The 18,296-nt window shown below is 58.7% G+C and carries 17 protein-coding genes; 4 read left to right on the plus strand and 13 right to left on the minus strand.

The genetic code is table 11. From position 1 onward, the window contains the following. Nucleotides 1-149: 149 nt before the first annotated feature. The 3 genes from ABIZ35_RS05630 to ABIZ35_RS05640 form a co-directional block, all read right to left on the minus strand. A complete protein-coding gene (locus ABIZ35_RS05630) occupies nucleotides 150-1,145 on the minus strand; it encodes a family 43 glycosylhydrolase (protein WP_348218895.1) in 996 nt (331 codons plus the stop codon). 17 nt (nucleotides 1,146-1,162) lie between these two features. Beyond that, nucleotides 1,163-2,668 (minus strand): aldehyde dehydrogenase family protein, encoded by a 1,506-nt coding sequence (locus tag ABIZ35_RS05635; protein ID WP_348218896.1) that lies wholly within the window; start codon nucleotides 2,666-2,668, stop codon nucleotides 1,163-1,165. A gap of 124 nt (nucleotides 2,669-2,792) precedes the next feature. Next, on the minus strand, nucleotides 2,793-3,536 hold the full coding sequence (locus ABIZ35_RS05640; RefSeq protein WP_348218897.1) for a PEP-CTERM sorting domain-containing protein: 744 nt from the start codon (nucleotides 3,534-3,536) through the stop codon (nucleotides 2,793-2,795). Nucleotides 3,537-4,168: 632 nt separating this feature from the next. Here ABIZ35_RS05640 and ABIZ35_RS05645 point away from each other — a divergent pair. After that, nucleotides 4,169-6,811: a protease pro-enzyme activation domain-containing protein gene (locus ABIZ35_RS05645; protein WP_348218898.1), complete on the plus strand. Its 2,643-nt coding sequence runs from the start codon at nucleotides 4,169-4,171 to the stop codon at nucleotides 6,809-6,811. Nucleotides 6,812-6,886: 75 nt separating this feature from the next. Here the strand turns inward: ABIZ35_RS05645 and ABIZ35_RS05650 are convergent, their stop codons facing one another. Continuing rightward, nucleotides 6,887-7,609, minus strand: coding sequence for a PEP-CTERM sorting domain-containing protein (locus tag ABIZ35_RS05650; RefSeq protein ID WP_348218899.1), 723 nt, complete (start codon nucleotides 7,607-7,609; stop codon nucleotides 6,887-6,889). A gap of 187 nt (nucleotides 7,610-7,796) precedes the next feature. Beyond that, nucleotides 7,797-8,621 (minus strand): DUF692 family multinuclear iron-containing protein, encoded by an 825-nt coding sequence (locus ABIZ35_RS05655; RefSeq protein WP_348218900.1) that lies wholly within the window; start codon nucleotides 8,619-8,621, stop codon nucleotides 7,797-7,799. A 123-nt stretch (nucleotides 8,622-8,744) separates the two neighbouring features. Here ABIZ35_RS05655 and ABIZ35_RS05660 point away from each other — a divergent pair, with 123 nt between their 5' ends. Further along, nucleotides 8,745-9,563: a hypothetical protein gene (locus tag ABIZ35_RS05660; protein WP_348218901.1), complete on the plus strand. Its 819-nt coding sequence runs from the start codon at nucleotides 8,745-8,747 to the stop codon at nucleotides 9,561-9,563. A 76-nt stretch (nucleotides 9,564-9,639) separates the two neighbouring features. Beyond that, nucleotides 9,640-10,470, plus strand: coding sequence for a PHB depolymerase family esterase (locus tag ABIZ35_RS05665; protein WP_348218902.1), 831 nt, complete (start codon nucleotides 9,640-9,642; stop codon nucleotides 10,468-10,470). A gap of 14 nt (nucleotides 10,471-10,484) precedes the next feature. Here ABIZ35_RS05665 and ABIZ35_RS05670 read toward each other — a convergent pair whose 3' ends face one another. After that, a complete protein-coding gene (locus ABIZ35_RS05670; RefSeq protein ID WP_348218903.1) occupies nucleotides 10,485-10,793 on the minus strand; it encodes a hypothetical protein in 309 nt (102 codons plus the stop codon). A gap of 72 nt (nucleotides 10,794-10,865) precedes the next feature. Next, a complete protein-coding gene (locus ABIZ35_RS05675; protein WP_348218904.1) occupies nucleotides 10,866-11,936 on the minus strand; it encodes a type IV toxin-antitoxin system AbiEi family antitoxin in 1,071 nt (356 codons plus the stop codon). 317 nt (nucleotides 11,937-12,253) lie between these two features. Here ABIZ35_RS05675 and ABIZ35_RS05680 point away from each other — a divergent pair, with 317 nt between their 5' ends. Then, on the plus strand, nucleotides 12,254-12,616 hold the full coding sequence (locus ABIZ35_RS05680) for a VOC family protein (RefSeq protein WP_348218905.1): 363 nt from the start codon (nucleotides 12,254-12,256) through the stop codon (nucleotides 12,614-12,616). Nucleotides 12,617-12,638: 22 nt separating this feature from the next. Here the strand turns inward: ABIZ35_RS05680 and ABIZ35_RS05685 are convergent, their stop codons facing one another. From ABIZ35_RS05685 to ABIZ35_RS05710, 6 genes are read right to left on the minus strand one after another with little or no spacing between them, the layout of a single operon-like run. Then, on the minus strand, nucleotides 12,639-13,937 hold the full coding sequence (locus ABIZ35_RS05685) for a hypothetical protein (RefSeq protein ID WP_348218906.1): 1,299 nt from the start codon (nucleotides 13,935-13,937) through the stop codon (nucleotides 12,639-12,641). A gap of 13 nt (nucleotides 13,938-13,950) precedes the next feature. Beyond that, nucleotides 13,951-15,231 carry a hypothetical protein gene (locus ABIZ35_RS05690; protein ID WP_348218907.1) on the minus strand — a complete coding sequence of 427 codons (1,281 nt, stop codon included), beginning with the start codon at nucleotides 15,229-15,231 and terminating at the stop codon, nucleotides 13,951-13,953. Nucleotides 15,232-15,252: 21 nt separating this feature from the next. Continuing rightward, nucleotides 15,253-16,545, minus strand: a complete 1,293-nt coding sequence (locus ABIZ35_RS05695) for a hypothetical protein (protein WP_348218908.1) — start codon at nucleotides 16,543-16,545, stop codon at nucleotides 15,253-15,255. A 27-nt stretch (nucleotides 16,546-16,572) separates the two neighbouring features. Then, the gene (locus ABIZ35_RS05700) at nucleotides 16,573-16,797 is read right to left on the minus strand and encodes a hypothetical protein (protein ID WP_348218909.1); all 225 of its coding nucleotides are present in this window, start codon (nucleotides 16,795-16,797) and stop codon (nucleotides 16,573-16,575) included. Beyond that, nucleotides 16,766-16,918: a hypothetical protein gene (locus ABIZ35_RS05705; RefSeq protein WP_348218910.1), complete on the minus strand. Its 153-nt coding sequence runs from the start codon at nucleotides 16,916-16,918 to the stop codon at nucleotides 16,766-16,768. Before ABIZ35_RS05705 ends, ABIZ35_RS05700 begins: the two co-directional genes overlap by 32 nt. A 51-nt stretch (nucleotides 16,919-16,969) precedes the next feature. Further along, nucleotides 16,970-18,253 carry a hypothetical protein gene (locus ABIZ35_RS05710; protein WP_348218911.1) on the minus strand — a complete coding sequence of 428 codons (1,284 nt, stop codon included), beginning with the start codon at nucleotides 18,251-18,253 and terminating at the stop codon, nucleotides 16,970-16,972. Between the last annotated feature and the right edge of the window lie 43 nt (nucleotides 18,254-18,296).

The raw sequence follows: 18,296 nt of genomic DNA on the forward strand, positions 1-18,296 counted from the left end.
CCAATTCTGGGGGACCCGATTTCGGACTGCGGCATTTTCCGGTCCCCCAGAATTGGGGCGGAGGGGCGAACTCCTAGCTTCCCATCCTGGGGCGGAGGGGCCGTCCTAATCCAGTGGGCCGGAGGGGCTCTTGTCTATAGCGAGTTGAGCTAACCGCCGACTAGCGCTTCACCCGTCTTTATATCCAGCGTCCACACCTTCGGCGCGGGGAGGGTGAGCTTGCCGTCCCCAATTTCCAGCGGCATCCACAGATAACGCGAATCCCATTGTGTCTTCGGCTTCCAGATGTCGCCCATGAAGATCACCGTTGTGGATTTGGAGCCGACCACTTTCAGCATCATCGTCGACTGCGATCCGTAGGTGTTCACTTCTGGAGGCGCGATGTCCTTGAACTCCGACCATGGTCCGGAAAGCGATGTCGCGGTCGCATACTTGTTCGGGTTGGGATTCCAGCCCGTGAGCGCCGAGCCGATGGCGTAGTAGAGGCCCTGATAATGGACCACTGCGCCGCCCTCCATGTGCATGGGGATCAGGCATACCTCTTTTTCCACGTTCAGATAATCGTCCGAAAGCTTCGCGATGTGAAAGCCGTTGGGGCGGTCCTCGAAGATCAGATAGGCCGAGCCGTCGTCGTCGACAAACTGGCCGATGTCACGACTGATCTGTCCCAGCGGCCGGAAGCTCTTGAGATACGTGTAATCCCGATCTACGTGCTTTGAGGTCGCGATGCCCACGCGCGCCAGGCTATAGTCACTGCTGTCCAGATGGAAATACATCACATATAGCTTGGTCTTGGCGTTGTAGAAGACCTTGGGGCGCTCCAGCACCCAGCGCTCCCCCAAGTTTTCAGGCGCCGCCATCTTAAGAGCGGGGGCGTGAAACTTCCAATGGACCAGATCCTGAGACGAATAACAGCCGACGTAGCGAAGACTGGGCTCGTTGTCCTGCGCGCGGTATTCGCCGAACCAGTAATAGGTTTTGCCCTGCTTGAGGATGCCGCCGCCGTGCGCCTGGATATGATTGCCTTTGTCGTCAGGCCAAACATCGCCGGGATGCACCGTCTGCGGCTTCGCCGGCGCCGCGGACACGCATGCCAGCGCGCCCATCACTATCAGGGCGCAGAGCGCTGAAGTCTTTGGAATCAATGTTCACACTCTCCTTATTAACGGCCAATCTCGGGATCGGTTTGACGAACGCGGGTGCGGACGGTGAAAACGCCGTCGCCGCTCAAAATGGCGCCACGAGCGAAGAGGCGGCCGGTCTGCCAGTTGGATAGGCCGAGCTCGGGGCGCCCCAGCGTGTACTGGCCGTCCACCCAGCGCGTGAAGCCGTCTCCGACGAACGGTGCGTTGACCGATCGATAAAAGCGCTCGGCAAGGTCTTCGGCCGACGTGATGAGACTGGCGACAAACTGCGGGCTGTATTTGTTGAAGAGAGCCACGGCCTCCTCGGTCGTCGCCACCAACTTCACCGTCACTTCAGGCGTCTGTTCCCACTCCCACTCATGGCCTAATGCATCAATGTCCAGCGGTTCGGCGATCGGCTCGGTCACATCGCCCTCGGCGCGACGCACCTCGGTGACAGTCGTGAAGAAATCAGCGGGGACGACGCGTTCGTCGCCCCGGACGATGTGCAGTTTGAAACCGTGTCCCAAGCGCTCCCCGGCGGCGGTGATCCCGCGCAAGAACGCATCGGCAAGCTCGGGACGATCCTGGGGAAGACAGACCGTGTTGAGGGTGTTGCAGACCTTGCGGTCGAGGGAGTGGAAAACGGCGCGCTCCAGACGATGCGGATCGGCGGAGGCGTCCGCGACGATCCAGGCGCCGCCGGTCCCATGAAGGCTGACGGGAACGCCGGATTGGCGCGCGACGCTTCCCAGCTGCTCCACCGCCCGGCCCGAGCCGCGCGCGACCGCGAGGGCAAGGCGCGGATCGGAGAACATCGCCCATCCCGCCGCACGGTCCGCGCTGTCCACCAGGGTCGCCGCCCCCGCCGGTAAGCCGGCCGCCTCCAGTGCGGGCGCCAGGGCGTGGGCCACAATGGCGCGGGCTGTGCCAAGGGCGTCGCTGCCGATCCGAAAGACGACCGTGTTTCCGCTGCGCAGAACGCCGGCGGCGTCGGCGAAGACATTCGGGCGCCCTTCAAATACAAAGCCGACGACGCCTAGCGGCGCCATTAACTGCTCGGCGCTCCAGCCGTCGTGCTGGGCGCGCTCCACCACCCGGCCACTCAGCCCCGGCATATCGCGCCAGGCGCGCAGGCCTTCGACCATTCCACGCCGCATTTTTTCGCCAGCCGCCAGCCGTGTCGTGGACCTCCCACGCGCCTGGGCCTGTGCGACGTCCGCGGCGTTCGCCGCCGCGATCTCGGACCATGCTTCTGGATCTCCAAGGCGCAGCGCAAACTCTTCAAAGAAGCGCGAGACATCTTCGTCGCTTACGCCGGACATCCCGGCGAACGCTTCATAGGCGACGGCCACTGCGGACTTCGTCTTATCGGAAACTTCGGCGGGGATGCGCAGCAGGTCGCCGGTCGTTTGGACCACGAGGAGCTTGTCGCCCGGCTGAAAGGCGGTCGCCAGCTCCTCGGAGACGTACGCGATGCGGTCGCCGCCGTAAATGACCGGCATACCGGAAGAAAGTTCAAGGAGCGCTGCGCTGTGATCCATGGTCTATCGTGTTCCCATCGGTGTGATGGGTTTATGATACCTGAGCCGAACAAAGAAAAGCCGGACAGGACAAATGACATACAACTGTCATTTGTCCTGTCCGGCTCAACTCCTTAGGCCCCGCTTAGGCGGCGAATGTGGGAGAAGCGGTCCGTCGGCGCAGGACGACGCCCAGCAAGAGCATGCCGCCGATCATCAAAGCCGCCACGGAGCCGGGTTCCGGAACGGGGTTGCCATTGCCGCCATTTGTGCCGGGAACGCCACTGAACGTCGCGGAGGCGCCACGGGAAACAAAACCATTGATGTACGTTCCCACGGACACGCCGCTGCCAGCGCCGGAGTTCGCGCCAGAGAAGCTCAGGTTGAATGAGCCGATGTTGCCGACAGTCAAACCGGCCGGAGCAAGGAACGTTCCGCCGGTATAGACCACGCTATTGGCGCCGCCCGACGCGAAGGAAACCGTTGTGCCGCCGTTCGCGACACTCATAATCCCACTGCTGTAGGTTCCGGACAGATACGTCGTGGAGCCACTGGCGATCGAGAAAGTGCCGCCCGTCGTCGATTCCGCGAATGTGCCGAATACAGGCAGTGCGGCGGAAGTGGCCGATACGGGCGAAAACGTAAAGATAGCATTCGCTTGATGTGCGGGATCCAGGAAGAAGTTGACGGGAATGCCCGCCGTTCCCGGAGCGCTGGGGACGTAAAGCGTGCCGCCGGGCCCGCCGGTGAACGTAGCGGAAGGGCCGCCAAGTCCGAGCGTGTCGGGGAAGCTGCCGGCGCTGACGCTGGCGGCGCTGGCCATGCTGATGGAAGCAATCGCCAGGAGAGAGGTTGCAATAACTGCGTTGAGCGTGTTCTGTGTCTTCACGATAGGGGGCCCTTATTCTCTGAATAATAGATATAGATGTATTCCGACGCTTAACTGCTTGTGGCCGGAATTGAGATGCGTACAACACTGGGGATCCAGAACCGCAGTTAAGCTATACCCGTGTGTAAAGTCTAATAAACACAATATTCGATAATATTAAATTAGATTCGCATAATATTCGAATATTTATTAATTACGCTTGCTCGCTATTAAACATAGTAAAGTTAAAGCCCTGCTGCTTTAACTTACTTTTAATTTAAAAGCCCATATGCTTGATGGATAATTGATTTGTTTAAGATTGCGGAATAAAAGCAAGCGTTCATTCTAATCCAGAATATTCCCAGAATAAATCTTCAGACTCCAAATTTTCGTCCAAATGCCGACAATTCGTATGTAGGGTTATTTGATATTCATCGAACTCTGCATAATAGCAACCAAGCTTACAAATACACAGCGTGCGAACGCAAAAATATATTTGCCGACCCGCAAAATTGCCAGAATCTATGTTATGATTATGTTTAGGCGCTACGAATGATTTTTCTCGAAACGGAAGCCGCTGTTACCCTCCTCCGCTTCCGTGCGCCCAAACTGAATCACCTGGACAATGTCTTGATCTCAAAGGAACGCTTCCGTTGAAACTTAACCAACTCAAGCGCACGTCTGCCTTCGCCGCAGCCGCCGCGCTTCTGACTATAGCCAATTCAGCAAACGCCGCTGACCGATTTTCGCTTTCCGGACACATCCCGCCGATCTCTGCGGCGGCTCACGCCGTAGGTCAGCTTCCCACCAATCATCCCGTGGCGCTCGCGCTATCCCTGCCCCTTCGCAACAAGCCGGAGCTAAGCGATCTGATTCAGCGGCTGCACAATCCCGCCGATGCGCTCTACGGCAAGTATCTGACGCCGGAGCAATTCGCCGCGCGCTTCTCTCCCACGCAGCAGCAATATCAGAAGGTCGTCGATTTTGCTAGGGAGAACGGATTCACGATCACTCAGCAGCATTCCAACCGGCTGCTCGTCGAGGTCAACGCCCCGGCGGCAATCGCGGAAAAGACATTTGGATTGCGATTACAGCGTTACCAACAATTAAATGGACGAGCATTCTATGCTCCAGATCGCGAACCATCGCTTCCAGCAAGCATGCGGGGCTTCATTTCCAACGTCACCGGTCTGGAAAACGCCACGGTCTGGGAAACTCATAATTTCCTCGTCACGCCTCAGAATATCACACAGAATCCCAACCAAATCGGCTCCGGTCCCGGCGGAGGCATGACGCCTACCGACATCCGCGCCGCTTATGGACTGACCGGAACCTCGCGCAGCGGAGCCGGGCAGACGCTGGCCCTGTTTCAGCTGGACGGATACTCGGCAAGCGACATCACCGCCTATCAGCAGAAATTCGGGCTGCGCGCCGTTCCGCTCCAGAACGTCTTCGTCGGCGGCGCGACCGGAATGACCGGCGACCTGAACGGCCAGGGCGAAGTCACGCTGGACATTGAGCTTCAGATGGCGCTGGCGCCGGGCGCGACCAAGATCATCGTTTACCAGGCTCCCAACTCCAGCGCGGGCGTACTCGCCGGCTACAGCAAGATCGCAACCGATAACCTCGCCAAATCCGTCAGCTCTTCCTGGGGCATTAGCGAAGGGATGGTCCCTTATGATGTTCTCGATGCGGAAAATCAAATCTTCATGCAGATGGCGGCGCAGGGCCAATCGATGTTCGCCGCCTCCGGCGACTCCGGCGCGTATGACGATGGATCTTCGCTCAGCGTAGACGATCCCGCCGCGCAGCCTTACGTTACCGGCGTTGGCGGCACCACGCTCACCACCGGCGTCGCCGGCGGCTCATGGGTCTCTGAAAAGACCTGGTCCAACACGGGCGACAAGTCGCGCAGCTCCCGGGGCGCGGGCAGCGGCGGTGGATCCAGCTTCTACTGGTCGGCGCCGTCCTATCAAACAGGAGTTGTCAAAGCGGCGACATTGGCCAACCCGGCCATGCGGACCGTTCCGGACGTTTCTCTAGCGTCTGATCCTTCATCCGGATACTCCATCTGCCTGCGCGGCGGCTGGTACATCTATGGCGGAACGAGCTGCGCGGCGCCGCTGTGGTCGGCGTTCACGGCTCTGGTCAACGAGCAGCGCGCCTCGGCGAGCCTTGCTCCGCTCGGCTTCGCGAACCCCACGCTTTACTCCATCGGCAAAGGCGCTCGCTACGCTTCGGACTTCCACGACGTGATGACCAGCACGAACCTCTATTATCCGGCCCTGCCTGGATACGACGCGGCGACTGGCTGGGGATCGTTCAATGGTGGCAACCTGCTCGCCGATCTCGCGCCGGGCGGCTCGACCGGAGGAACCACGGGCGGGACGACTGATGGTGGAACAACAGGAACAACCACGGGGACGACGACTGGCGGAACCACGGGGGAAACGACCGGCGGGACGACAGGCGGTGGAACAACCGGAACGACGACTGGCGGAACAACCGGAACCACAACCGGCGGAACGACCACGGGGGGAACGACATCCGCAGCGGGACCGGTTTCGCTCCAGGCGAACGCCGGCAACAGCCAAGTGTTCCTGTCATGGGCGCCGGTCGTTGGAGCGACCAGCTATAACATCTACCGCGGAACAACGGCGGGCGGCGAGGCGGCGACACCGGTGAAGACGGGCGTGACAACGACCTCACTGGGCAACAACGCTTTGAGCAACAATACGACGTATTACTACAAGGTCAAGGCGGTAACCGCCGCAGGTGAAACGTCGTTCTCTCCCGAGGCGAACGCCAAGCCATCCACGACATCGTTCATGGAGCTGCTAGGCAACCCGGGCTTTGAGAACGGATCGGCTCTGATGCCCTGGAGCGCCACCGCCGGGGTCATTAACACCTCGACAAGCAGCCAGCCGGCGGCTTCTGGATTGTGGAAGGCGACGATTTGCGGCCTGGGAACCTCGGACTTCCTGCATCAGCAGGTCACAATCCCGACCACGGCCATGTCGGCGACGCTTTCGTTCGCGCTCTGGATCTCGACGACGGAAACGACGACTTCATCCCGGGACCTGCTTCGGATCGAAGTGCGCGATCCCGCCACCGGCGCCGTTCTGGGAAGTGTCGGCGGCTTCTACAATGTCAACGCGACCGCCGGATACGTGACGAAGTCCTTCAACCTCGGAACGTATAAGGGCAAGACGATCGATATTTGGCTTTACGACCGCCAGGATGCGATCCTCCCGACGACATTCAATCTGGATACCTTCTCCGTCAAAGTCAACTAAGACGGCGTCATTCAGAAAAAGCCAGTTTGAGCGCATGCGCTCAAACTGGCTTTTTCTCGTGCGTCGCGCAAAGCATTACGCCGCAATTTCCGCAGGAACGTTCCGGCGGCGAAGTCCGAACCCAAACAGGAGCATCCCCCCAATGATCAGAGGAGCCAAGGATTCGGGTTCCGGGACTGAGGCAACCTCAGCGCTGAATGTCCCAGACGCGCCACGGGAGACGAAGCTGTTGATGTAAGCGCCCACGGAAACGCCTGTGCCGGCGCCGGTGTTGGCGCCGGAGAAGCTGAAATTGAACGAGCCGATATCGCCTGCGGACAAACCGGCCGGAGCAAGGAACGTTCCGCCGGTGTAGACCACGCTATTGGCGCCGCCCGATTTGAAGGAAACCGTCGTGCCGCCATTCGCAACACCCAGGATGCCGCTCGTGTAAGTGCCGGAGAGATAGGTGGTGGAGCCATTCGCGATCGAGAAAGTCCCCCCCGTCGTGGTTTCTTGAAATGTTCCAAAGACAGGAACGGCCGTTGAAGTCCCCACCACAGGAGACAAGGTAAAGATCGCGTTTGTCTGATGGGTGGCGTCCAAAAAGAAGTTCACCGGAATGCCGGCGGTTCCGGGAGGGGAAGGGACGTAAAGCGTTCCGCCCGGGCCGCCGGTGAATGTGGCGGAGGGGCCGGACAGAGAAAGTAGGTCGGCGAAGCTTCCGGCGCTGCCGCTGGACGCACTCACTGCGCCGATCGATGCGAACGCAAAAAAAGATGTCGCAATTGCATACGCCAAGGGTTTCGGTGTTTTCACTGTAGTTTGTCCTTGCTAGTCGACGCGTACCAGTTTATTGCGTACAGCACTGGATGCCCAGAATCGCATTTGGACTATACCGCGATATCAGACACATTTGAATGAATTCACACCAGAAATTGTTACCTAAGATACATAATGAAAGCTCGTTACAACGTTAATTAGCTGTTACATAATTCGGCTGATTTTATCCGTCGGTAAGAGCGCGCAAGCGCGCCGTGTGCTCCGCGATCGTCGCGGGATCGCTGCGCCAATCGAAACCCGGCCCCACGCCGCCGTACTCCAGCGCGGTCACCCACGGCTCCGCCGCACGGCCGTTCCGGATATGGGCGAGAACATGCTCCAGCAGATCCCAATCCTCGGCTCCCATCGGCATGCTGTCGCGCAGTCTACCCTCATGTGGCTGCGCTCCGGTTACATGCAGTTCGCGCAGCTGGCCCAGCGGAAGCGCATCCACATAAGCGCGCTCATCCAGCCCCAGTTCCTCGGCGGTCAGGCGGATATGCGCGGTGTCCAGCAGCAGCCCGCACCCCGTCTCCATCACGACCCGCGTAATGACCTCCGGCTCGATGCACGGCCGCAGCACGCTGCCCCGCGCCACCACGTTCTCCACAATCACCCGCTCCGCGCCCAGCCGCGCCACGGCCAGCATCACATCGGCGATCAGCGCCCGGGCGATTTGATCTTGGTGATCCGGATCCGTCGTGTCCGTGGGAATGTCGGGAAAATCGGCAGAACGCGTCTCCAAGTGCAAATTCACATATGGCGTCGCCGTCGCCGTGAGGACACTTACAATCTCCTGCCAGTTCACATCCCGCAGACTGTCGTTACCGGCGAATAGGGGAAAGTGGACGTAGACGGGCCGCGTCTTTCGGGCGCGCTCCAGCAAATCCGGCATATGGACGGAAACATCTGTGTCGAACGGCGACGGGCATTTGAACAGATCGACCGGCAACGCACCGTCGCGCGCGAGCATTTCAGCGGCGGGGCAATAGTTGATGGCGAGTTTCATAGGCGACAATCGTACAAAGCGGGCTTCAGAGCAGCGTGAAGATCGAAGTCGCTACTGGTATCATTACATTTATCGTATACGTGGGAACGCCTGGAATCCTCACCATGAAAGGAAGCCGACTCAATGTTTACCATCGCCGCCTGCGCACTGCTCGCCGTGACCGCGCACAAGACCGTAGTCGCTCCGCAATATCAATCCGCGATGGAGATCATTAAAGCGGAAGGCCAGTTCGCCTTTACCGACGGTAGTTCGGCCTATATTTTTCAGCGCGGGGGCGCGTTCCATTCCGTCCCTTTGAGCATGAGCGGGCGAGAAATCACGGGTTCCTGGAGCACTGAGGGGAGCTTGTTAGTTGTCACAGGCACATGGGGCTGGTACAACGGTTTCAGCGCGATCAATGACGTGCGCCGGATGAAGCTCCAAGTGTATGGCCCGTTTGAGGTCGACGCCCATCCACCAAGGTTCCATTGGATCGCCCAGCCGGCGAAAACATACCACTGCTACTGCATTGTGGATGAGTTAGTCCGTACGCCGGAAATCGCGCCGGCCATTGACAAGACGCCGAAGGTCTTTACGGATGTCCCAAAGTCCGATCCCGCTTATGAATGCCTTCGTACTCTGTACGACAGCGGCGTGCTTCAGGACCCGCCGGATCGGCTGTTTCTCAGCCGAGGCGGCGTCGCCACCCGCTGGAACTTTGCTCAAATCACCGCCGAAGTCCTGCGCGGGATCGGCGCCGCTCCCGTCCGGCGACGGACAGCGCCGGAGCCGAACTCATTATTGACCGTGGACGCGGCGCGGAGCATCCAGTCCCCGAAGCCATTGGCTTCGCTCACCACTCTGACGGACGAGTTTTCATCCGAGCTGATAAGCGCATTCGGCGTGAACGTTCCCGCCGCGCGCCTCAAAATAAAAGAGCTGATGAAGAAGACTGGGGAATAAGCGCCGTGCGGGTAGTATGATCGAAAGCCACTCTGCAAATCGCAGGGCGACGCTTACGATAACAGGGAGATGTTCTTTGTCCACCAAGCTCAGCCGCCTCGCCCGCGCGCTTCTCTTTGCGCCGGTCGCGATCCTCGCCATCGCCGTACTGTCGGCCACGCCGACGCGCGCCGCCGCCATCGCGCCCGAACTTGTCCCGTTCGCAGACCGAACGGTCACAATCGGCGACGAGATTTATAAATATCAAGTCTTTATCCCAAAGCACTGGGACAAGAAAAAGAAAACGCCGGTGATTTTGTTTCTGCATGGCGCGGGCGAACGCGGCACGGACGGGGCGCTGCAAACCAAGAACGGCGTGCGTCTCTTGATCGCCCAGGACGCGGACAAGTTCCCCGCCGTCATCGTCTGCCCTCAGCTGCGGCCGGAAATGCGCTGGACGCAGCCGGCGATGCAGGATCTTGCCCTCAAAACGCTGGACGCGGCCATCGTAGAATTTAACGGCGATCCGCGTCAAATCTATCTGACGGGACTGTCGCTGGGCGGCTATGGAACGTGGGAGCTGGCGCGCAAATACCCCAAGCGCTGGGCGGCGATTGCTCCGGTCTGCGGCGGAGTTGTCTATCCTCCATCGATCAATGCGGCCATCGAAGAAACCACCGCCGCCGAAAAAGATCCTTACTTCGCAATGGCGCAGGCGCTCCCCGGCATGCCGATCTGGGACTTCCATGGCCAGGCGGACACGACGATCCCCGTCTCCGAGTCCCGTCAGCTCGTCGGCGTCTTCCTCGCCCACAAAGCCGATATCCGCTACAGCGAGTATCCCGGCGTCGGCCACAGCAGCTGGGACAACGCCTACGCCGAACCTGGCCTGCTGCCGTGGCTCCTCTCGCACAAGCTTTCGAAATAAGAGAGACAAATCGCCTACAGTTTCAGCATGCGAAGAAATTTCTGTGCTCTCTGATAGACAGTCTGCTGAACGATCAAGCGCTCTTCTTCTTCGGGATAACGGTCGGAGGAAGCCACGGAAAGTGGACCGATAGCTTCGAGAGAGCCAAACGCTTTGGCGATACCTTGGATTCCTTCCTGCACCAATCCATCATTCGCAAATGCATCGTTCTGGAACACACGCCCCAGCATTTCCAATCCGTCAGGATATCGGCGCAGGACATAGTCGATGTCTATCGCATCTTTGTCCGCCGACAAACACGATATGTTCGAGTTCGTCCTCAAAGACAGAGGCAATCTCCAGCAAGACCCGCTTCGCAGCCTGGATGGCTTCGGGTTCATATTCAGATCGTGTATTTACCATTGCTTGCTAATCACTCGCTCCAGAAGAATTTCGGCGGCTTCCAATGCCCGCCCGCCCGCCTGTTGCAAATCGAGATAGGTTTGCACGGGAGAAGCAATCCGCACACCGTCTTCGTCGTGGGCGCCATAGAACACGCCATCGTCGTAAGGAGCGAGCAGAATAATGTTTGCGCCCGAAGTGACATGCTCCAACTCCAAAGCCAGATCAAGCGGCTCAAGATCCCCAGAAACATACGCCGTTACACGCTGGTAGGCGGCGTGCGGCGCATAATAATCCGCAGCGGCGAATGAAGTCACAGCGCTCAGCCGATTGAGATGGCGGCACAGGTGAGAGAAATCTTTCTCGAACACGGCGAGATTCGCGAGAGTATGCCGCAAGACTTGGCGATGTTTCTCTGGGTGATAATGCGCCCCCCACTCGTGCAGCAGTTCTTTCGGACGCGACACTGTTATTCCCTGAGAACCTTCCGTCACCCATTCTTTCTCCAGCAGAAGCTCTTTCACTTTATGCACCTGGCCGGTACTCACTTGCGCTTCATCAGCTAGCTTTTGAATGCGCCAACTGCGCGGGTGATGGTGCAGAAGCACCCGCAGTACTCGTTCCGACTTTGGCTGATAGAGCGATTTTAACGTGCGTGAGTGCGCAAAAGGATTTGCTTGACCTTCAACATGAATGTAAACCCCGGGAAACGATAGGTGGCAGTTGCCGGCAAGATCCATATAACCGATCTTTTCATCGCGGCAAAGCTGCGCCGTCTGCGGAGAAATGTAAGGGGCAATAAATGCGGGAGCGGCGCCTGGAATCTCCCGCCGATAGCGCTCAAGCTGATAAAACGCCTCACGCGCAAATTTCGGCTCACCGCTTTTCTTCACTTCCGCGATGACTGTGATGAGATGCTCACGATAAAAAGTGGCGACAATATCCGGCCGAGCGCCCGATGACAAGCTGGGAGAGATGTTATAATCAACCCCACCTTCGGCAATTTTCAGGAGGCAATCTTGTAAAGCGGAGGCTGCATTAGAAATGACATTTGCCTCTCGTAAATAATTTTCACGGTTTAACATATTTTCACCACGCGGTGAAATCTATTATAATAGTGAAAATATTTTTTGTCAATTGACAGATAAATCTTATAGTGGGTATTCTTAAGTCTGCTGAAAAAGGCGGACTGGTTTGGTAGCCCCAGTCACCCTCTCGATCTCCCGAGAGGTTTTATGTTCCATGCGCAAGCGTGAGTACCCACAGCGATCGCACAGGCGTTTCTACGCCTGCGCCGTCGACTGAGGGACTTAACGACAAACGCGCATTTTGCGGACACAACTTTCATTAGATCGTTCCCATTGCGCCGAAGTCCCTCATCGTTCCATTCACACAAGGAGCCATGATGACACTCAACCACCTGAATCTCTGCGTTCGCGACGTTCCCGAAGCGCGGACGCTGTTCACGACGTATTTCGGCTTTCGCGCCCTGACGGAGAAAGAAAAACCTCCGCTCGCGGTCTTGGAAGGCGAAAACGGATTCGTTCTCGTTCTTAGCCGCTTCACCGACGAAACGCCGGTGTACCCCAAAGCCTTCCATATCGGTTTCATGCAAGAGAGTCCGGAGAAAGTCTGGGAAGTTTATCGCACGCTGCAAGCCGGCGGCGTCACGCTGCCGCATGAGCCGCGCCCCGTTCATGGGAGTTTCGGCTTCTATTTCACCGCCCTCGGCGGGATTCTGATCGAAGTCGGCGCTGAGGCGTAAGATAGTCAGCGAGCATGGACTGTTAGGAGTACATGCTCGCCACAACATCCCCTTTGCTTTGTGGGTGGACATCAAGGGTCCACTGCCCCGGCGTCTGGGTGGGAGTTGTGATTTCCTTACCGCCATCATCCACGCCATCGGGACCAACGCTGTAGAGTCGATAGCTCTTTCCAGTCTTGTGATAACGCAGCGTCTGGCCGTATGCGAAGGGATCGCTGGGGATATTTGGCAGATCCGGCGTCAGCGCAACGAGCGACTCCGGATACGAATGATGCTGTAATTCGTAGGCGTGCAGCGCCAATTGGATTTCCAGAAAGGCGCCTCGCGTGCGATTTTCGTCATAGCGCGTTAGCATCTCACTGTCTTGGGAGTTACTCGTCAAGCCCTGCAAAAAGGGATCGGAGCCCGCGCCATGAAACGATAACGCCGGACGATGCGCGCGGACGCCTGCGATCCAGTCATCCATATAATGCGTGTAACTGTCCATGACCTGACGCTTGCTGGTGAGAAAGATCGCCACTTTCATTCGGACATCTTTTCTCGATCTCCGGCGCGCTGGGACCAATTGCTCCCGCCAATTGGGCTTTTGAAAGATCTCCAGCAGCACCGATTGGAGTATCCATTTTTGTTCCTCAAGCGTCTGATCGAGCGGCTGCGCGGCTGCGTCAATCTCGTACAATCGAGACAGAGCCTGCCGGGTTTCCACCAAATTGAGATTATTGACGATGCGTGTGAGGGAGACTTGTGAATTGTTGACAATACCTAATCCAGAATTGAAGTGGTCCACGCCTCCGCCGCGCGGGATATTCTCTCCCATCTGTATGGCGTCGAGCCTCGTCTGAGCGGACGCCGCCCATTCCTCTCTCGCTTCCTCCCGATCCGCCCGAATTTCGAGCAGCGACGTCAACTGGTAATCCACATAGAGATCAGCGAAACGATGCGACGCCGAACGCACCGGAGGCGACAGATAGGGATGTTTCAAACCGATGCGAATCTCCGCAAATGTCGGCGAATGGGCTTTCAGCAGGCGATCTTGCGCCAGCGGCGACATAACACGAGCGTATATGATGGAATGGGGCAATCCGTTGGCGATATTCACGTCCGTCATGACCTGTCCAGCTCGCGCATAATCATCAAATGCGTTGGGCGATGGTACGACGTGCGTGGGGATGCGCACCACGGGATCACGCTCAAGATTCAGCAGAAACCCGCCAATAGCCACGAAAGCGCCAATCACCGCAATCATCATGAGCGCGCCGCCGCTGGACTTCACTCCCATGCGCCGGCGCGGAACGGACTTCGGATCGAGAGGATCATTCACAACGCTTACCTCATCACTCATTCACGCCTGCGACCACATCGCCTTTGCTGTCGGAGAGAGCGACCCGACGGAGGTATGGCTGCACGTGGCCGAAGTTATCAATCGCCTTGCCTCCGTCGTCCACCCCGTCCGGGCCGACACTGTAGAGCACATAGGAGTTTGCTGTCTTTTGATAGTGAAAGGGCTTGCCGGGCGCGAATGGGTCGTCGGGAATCGCCGTTTCCAGATCCGGCGTGAGGGCTCCGAGTGTCTCGGGGTAACTGCCATGCTGAAATTTGTAGGCGCGCAGCGCCAGCTGAAGTTCTAAAAAGTTGTTCTGCGTCACATCCGAGTTGTATTTCTGCTGTATTTCAGAAACGTCGATGATGACCATATCATCCAATGACCTGGGAGTATGCGTGGCATAGGGAGCGATCGGACGACGCGCTCGCGCGGCCACGACTGCGGCGTCCATATAGCGTGTGTAGTGCTGCATCACGCTTCGCTTGCTCCTCAGAGTATACGAGAGAAATGGCGGCGGCGTGCTGTTTCCGCTGGGCATCGCGCCCGCCGCCAGCTGTGATCGCCAGTTGGGATGCTGGAACTGCGCCATGAGATCCGTCTGCCTATCCCATTCGTCTTGCTGGAGCATCTGCGCCAGTGTCACGCGATTTGCGTTGATCGCATGAATACGTTCAAAGGCGGCTTTCGTTTCCTCGGGGCTCAAGTGATCGATGATATGGTATCTTGGATCTCTGGAAATCGCTCCGACCGTCACGCCAAACAGCGTCGGTATCAGACCACCGCCACGCCGCATGTCCGAACCCATTTGTAGACCATCTAAAGTAGTCTGCATCGCGGCTCCCCAATCACCTCGCGTCGCATGGACATCGCGCTGAAACGCCAAATAGCGAGCGGTTTTGCGGTACTTGGGGAACCCAATGAACGAACGAGGCGGCCACATCTGAAACTCATGCATCAACCCTTGATGCAGAGCGGCCATCGCCGGAGCATTATGGTTCAGTATCCGATCCTGCACCGCAGGCGTCAGCGCCGCGCTGGCGGATGTCCCAGGCGGATGGGCCGCGTCGAATAAGTTGTCGTCCATCAGCAGGGCGCCCGCCTTGAGGTAATCGTCCATTGCGTTTGGCGACGGCGGCGGCTTCGGCGCAGGGATGGAGACGTTCGGATCGATCTCCATGAACCCCAGAAATGCTCCTGCGAAAGCGAGCACTCCGAGGGTCACGAGGCCCATCTTAAGGCCGGAATTGCGCCCGCCGGGGCGACGCGCGGCGTTTGTTGTCGGTTGATTCATAGAGTTTCTCACGGAGTTCGGTCAGAAGTTCACGCCCGCGACCACATCGCCTTTGTTCTGGGGCTCCACGACGGGACGCTTCGGACCGTTCCTCCGATTGGGATCTTGGATCGCCTTTCCGCCGTCATCCACGCCGTCCGGACCGACGCTGTAGAGCACATAGGAGTTTGCTGTCTTTTGATAGCGCACCGGCTTGCCGAATGCGAACGGGTCGCCAGGGACGGCAGGCAGAAGATCGGGAGTCAGATCCGCCAGCGTCTCGGGATATTGGTGATGCTGCAGCAGATAGGCGTGCAGGGCAAGCTCGACTTCCAGGAAAGCGTTCTGCGTACGGTTGTCGTGGTATCGCGTCGCGGTCCCCGTATAGATAGGCGCAAGAACTTGTAAAAAAGGATCGGCGGCGGCGTAATCAAACGGCGTCGGCGGACGATGCGCCCGCGCACCTGCGATCTGCCCGTCCATATACTTCGTAAAATTGTTCATGACCTGCCGCTTGCTGGTCATGGCAACCGCCATTCGTGTCTTCAGATCCGTTGGCGACGTCCCGAACCCACCATTTTGCAGGATATCCCTCCGCCAGTTCGGCTTCTGATACATCTCCAGCAGTCCCGCCTGCATGGACCATTCTTCCTCTTGCAAAATGGGGGCGTACGGCTGCGCGTTAGCGTCAATCTTTTGCAGCCGATGCAGCGCCGCCCGCGTTCCCGCAAGATCGAGATGGTCCACTGAGCGCATCAGTGGCTCACGCACGATGGCGTCAATCGCGACTCCCACAAGCATATGGATCAAGATCCCGCCGCGCGGAACGTCTTCCCCCAGCTGCATCCCATCGAGGCTGGTCTGCGCGGACGCCGCCCAATCCCCATGCGCCGCCTGAATATCGGCCTGGAGCGCCAGCAGGCGGGCCAGACGCCGGTCATCCACGACATAGTCGAATGTCGCGGTGGATGAGCGCTCAGGAGGCGTCATATACGGGCGCGTCAAGCCCTGCCGCAGCGCCGCCAGCGCCGGCGCGTTGTCACGCACCACTCGGTTCTGCGTCGCCGCCGAGAGCCCTAACGCCCGGGAGACGCCACGCCCGCCCGGCCCATTGACGATATTCACATCCGGGATCAGCTTCCCCGCCCGCGCAAAATCATCGAGCGCATTGGGCGATGGGACGGTATGCGTGGGGATATTCATCACCGGATCGCGCTCCAGCTCCCAAAGCAAGGCGACGACGCCAGCAAAGGCGGCGATCACAACCGTCATCATCAACGCACTGGCGCTGCGCCTTGGAGAACGACGCTTGAGTTTTGGGCTTGATGTGTCCATAAGTTTTCGAATTCTCCAGTGTCACGATTACGGGTTGACACCCGCCACGATATCGCCTTTGCTGTCACTAGACACGTTATGGCGAGACTGCGGGTACGTCGGGTCGAGTTCGTCGATCGACTTGCCGCCATCGTCTGCCCCATCAGGACCTATGCTGTACAGAATATAAGAGTTGTTCTTCTTACGATAGCGCAGGGCGTGACTGGATTCGAACGGATCGCTAGGGACACTCGGCAAAAGATCGGGGGTCACGCTCCAGGCTCCAGAGATATACCCCGACGGCGGCGAAGGCGCCGATGACCACCGCAGTCATGACGATGATTACGCTGCGCTTTGGAGAACGGCGTTTATTGCTGAGTGGAGACGTATCCATAAGCCCCATCATACACACGCCTTCACGATTTTATCAATGGCGCCCGGCACGTCAAAAGTTCACGCCCATGACGACATCACCTTTCGCGCCTTGCATGACGGATCGCCTTGTTTTCGCGCTGGGGGCGGTCGGGTTATCAATCGCTTTTCCTCCATCGTCCACGCCATCCGGGCCGACGCTGTAGAGAGTGTAAGTCCCCGCGTTATTTTGATAACGCAGCGGGGAGCCCGGCGCGAACGGGTCATCGGGCAGACGCGGAAGGAGATCGGGCGCCAGCGCCGAAAGCGTCTCGGGATAGTCATGATGCTGCAATTGATAGGCGTGAAGCGCCAGCGCGATCTCCAGGAATGCGTTCTGTGTTCGGTCGTCGTCACACATCGCGGGCAGGCCGGTAAACATGGGCGTAAGTATGTCCGCCATCGGATCGGAGTGCGCGGGAGGCAGGGGCGATATGGGGCGATGCGCCTCCATGTCGGAGATCGTCGTATCCATATAGTCGGTATAATCGGCCATCATGCGGCGCTTGCTCGTGAGAAGGAATGACATTCGCATGGAAAGCGACGGCCCGGCGTCCCCGCCAGCATTCTCTCCGAGGAAGGTCGTACGCCAGGACGGTCGCCCGAATAGCTCCATCAGACTCGCCTGCGTGGACCATTTCGCTTCCCGGAAAGTCTGCGCCGTCGTCTGCGGATCGGCGTCGATCGCCCGAAGCCGCTCCAGCGCGGCCTTCGTCTCCGTGAGGCTCAGGTTGTCGACGGCTCGCCCCAGCGCCTCCCGGGAGATCGCGTCAATCGCAATTCCGACCAGGCGATGGATCACGCCCCCACCGTGCGGGATGTCGCTCCCCATTTTGAGACCGTCCAGACTGGTCTGCGCCGACGCTCCCCAGTCTCCTCGCGCAGCCTGTTCGTCCGCTTCCAGCACCAGCAAGCGGACGAGGGCCCGGTCTGGCTCCAAGTTCGCGAGCGCCGTGCTGAAGGATCGCGCGGGAGGATTGAGGTAGGAATGGGCGATTCCCTGGCGCAAGGCCGCCAGCGCCGGCGCGTTGTCGCGCAGCACTCGCAGCTGAGTTTCAGGAGCCATCAAAGTCCCTCTTGGTCTTGGCGCCTTGATCTCCCTTTGGTCCTTCATCAGCGCCGCTGCTCGCGCGTAGTCGTCATAGGCGTTGGGCGATGGAAGCGTCGGCGTGGGGATCAAGACGTTTGGGGTGACATCCAGTTCGTGAATGAATACGCCGCCCAGCAGCGCGATGGCGCCGACGACAGCTGCTGTCTGCATTCGAGTTTTGCGGCGCTTCGCCGCTTGCTGCGGCGTCAGGGGGATCGGTATGTCCATGAAAATCAATAACGCGGCGAGAGGCGATTTGGGTTCGAGACTT

It is taken from the genome of Capsulimonas sp., assembly GCF_039929585.1.
Taxonomy (GTDB): Bacteria; Armatimonadota; Armatimonadia; order Armatimonadales; family Capsulimonadaceae; genus Capsulimonas.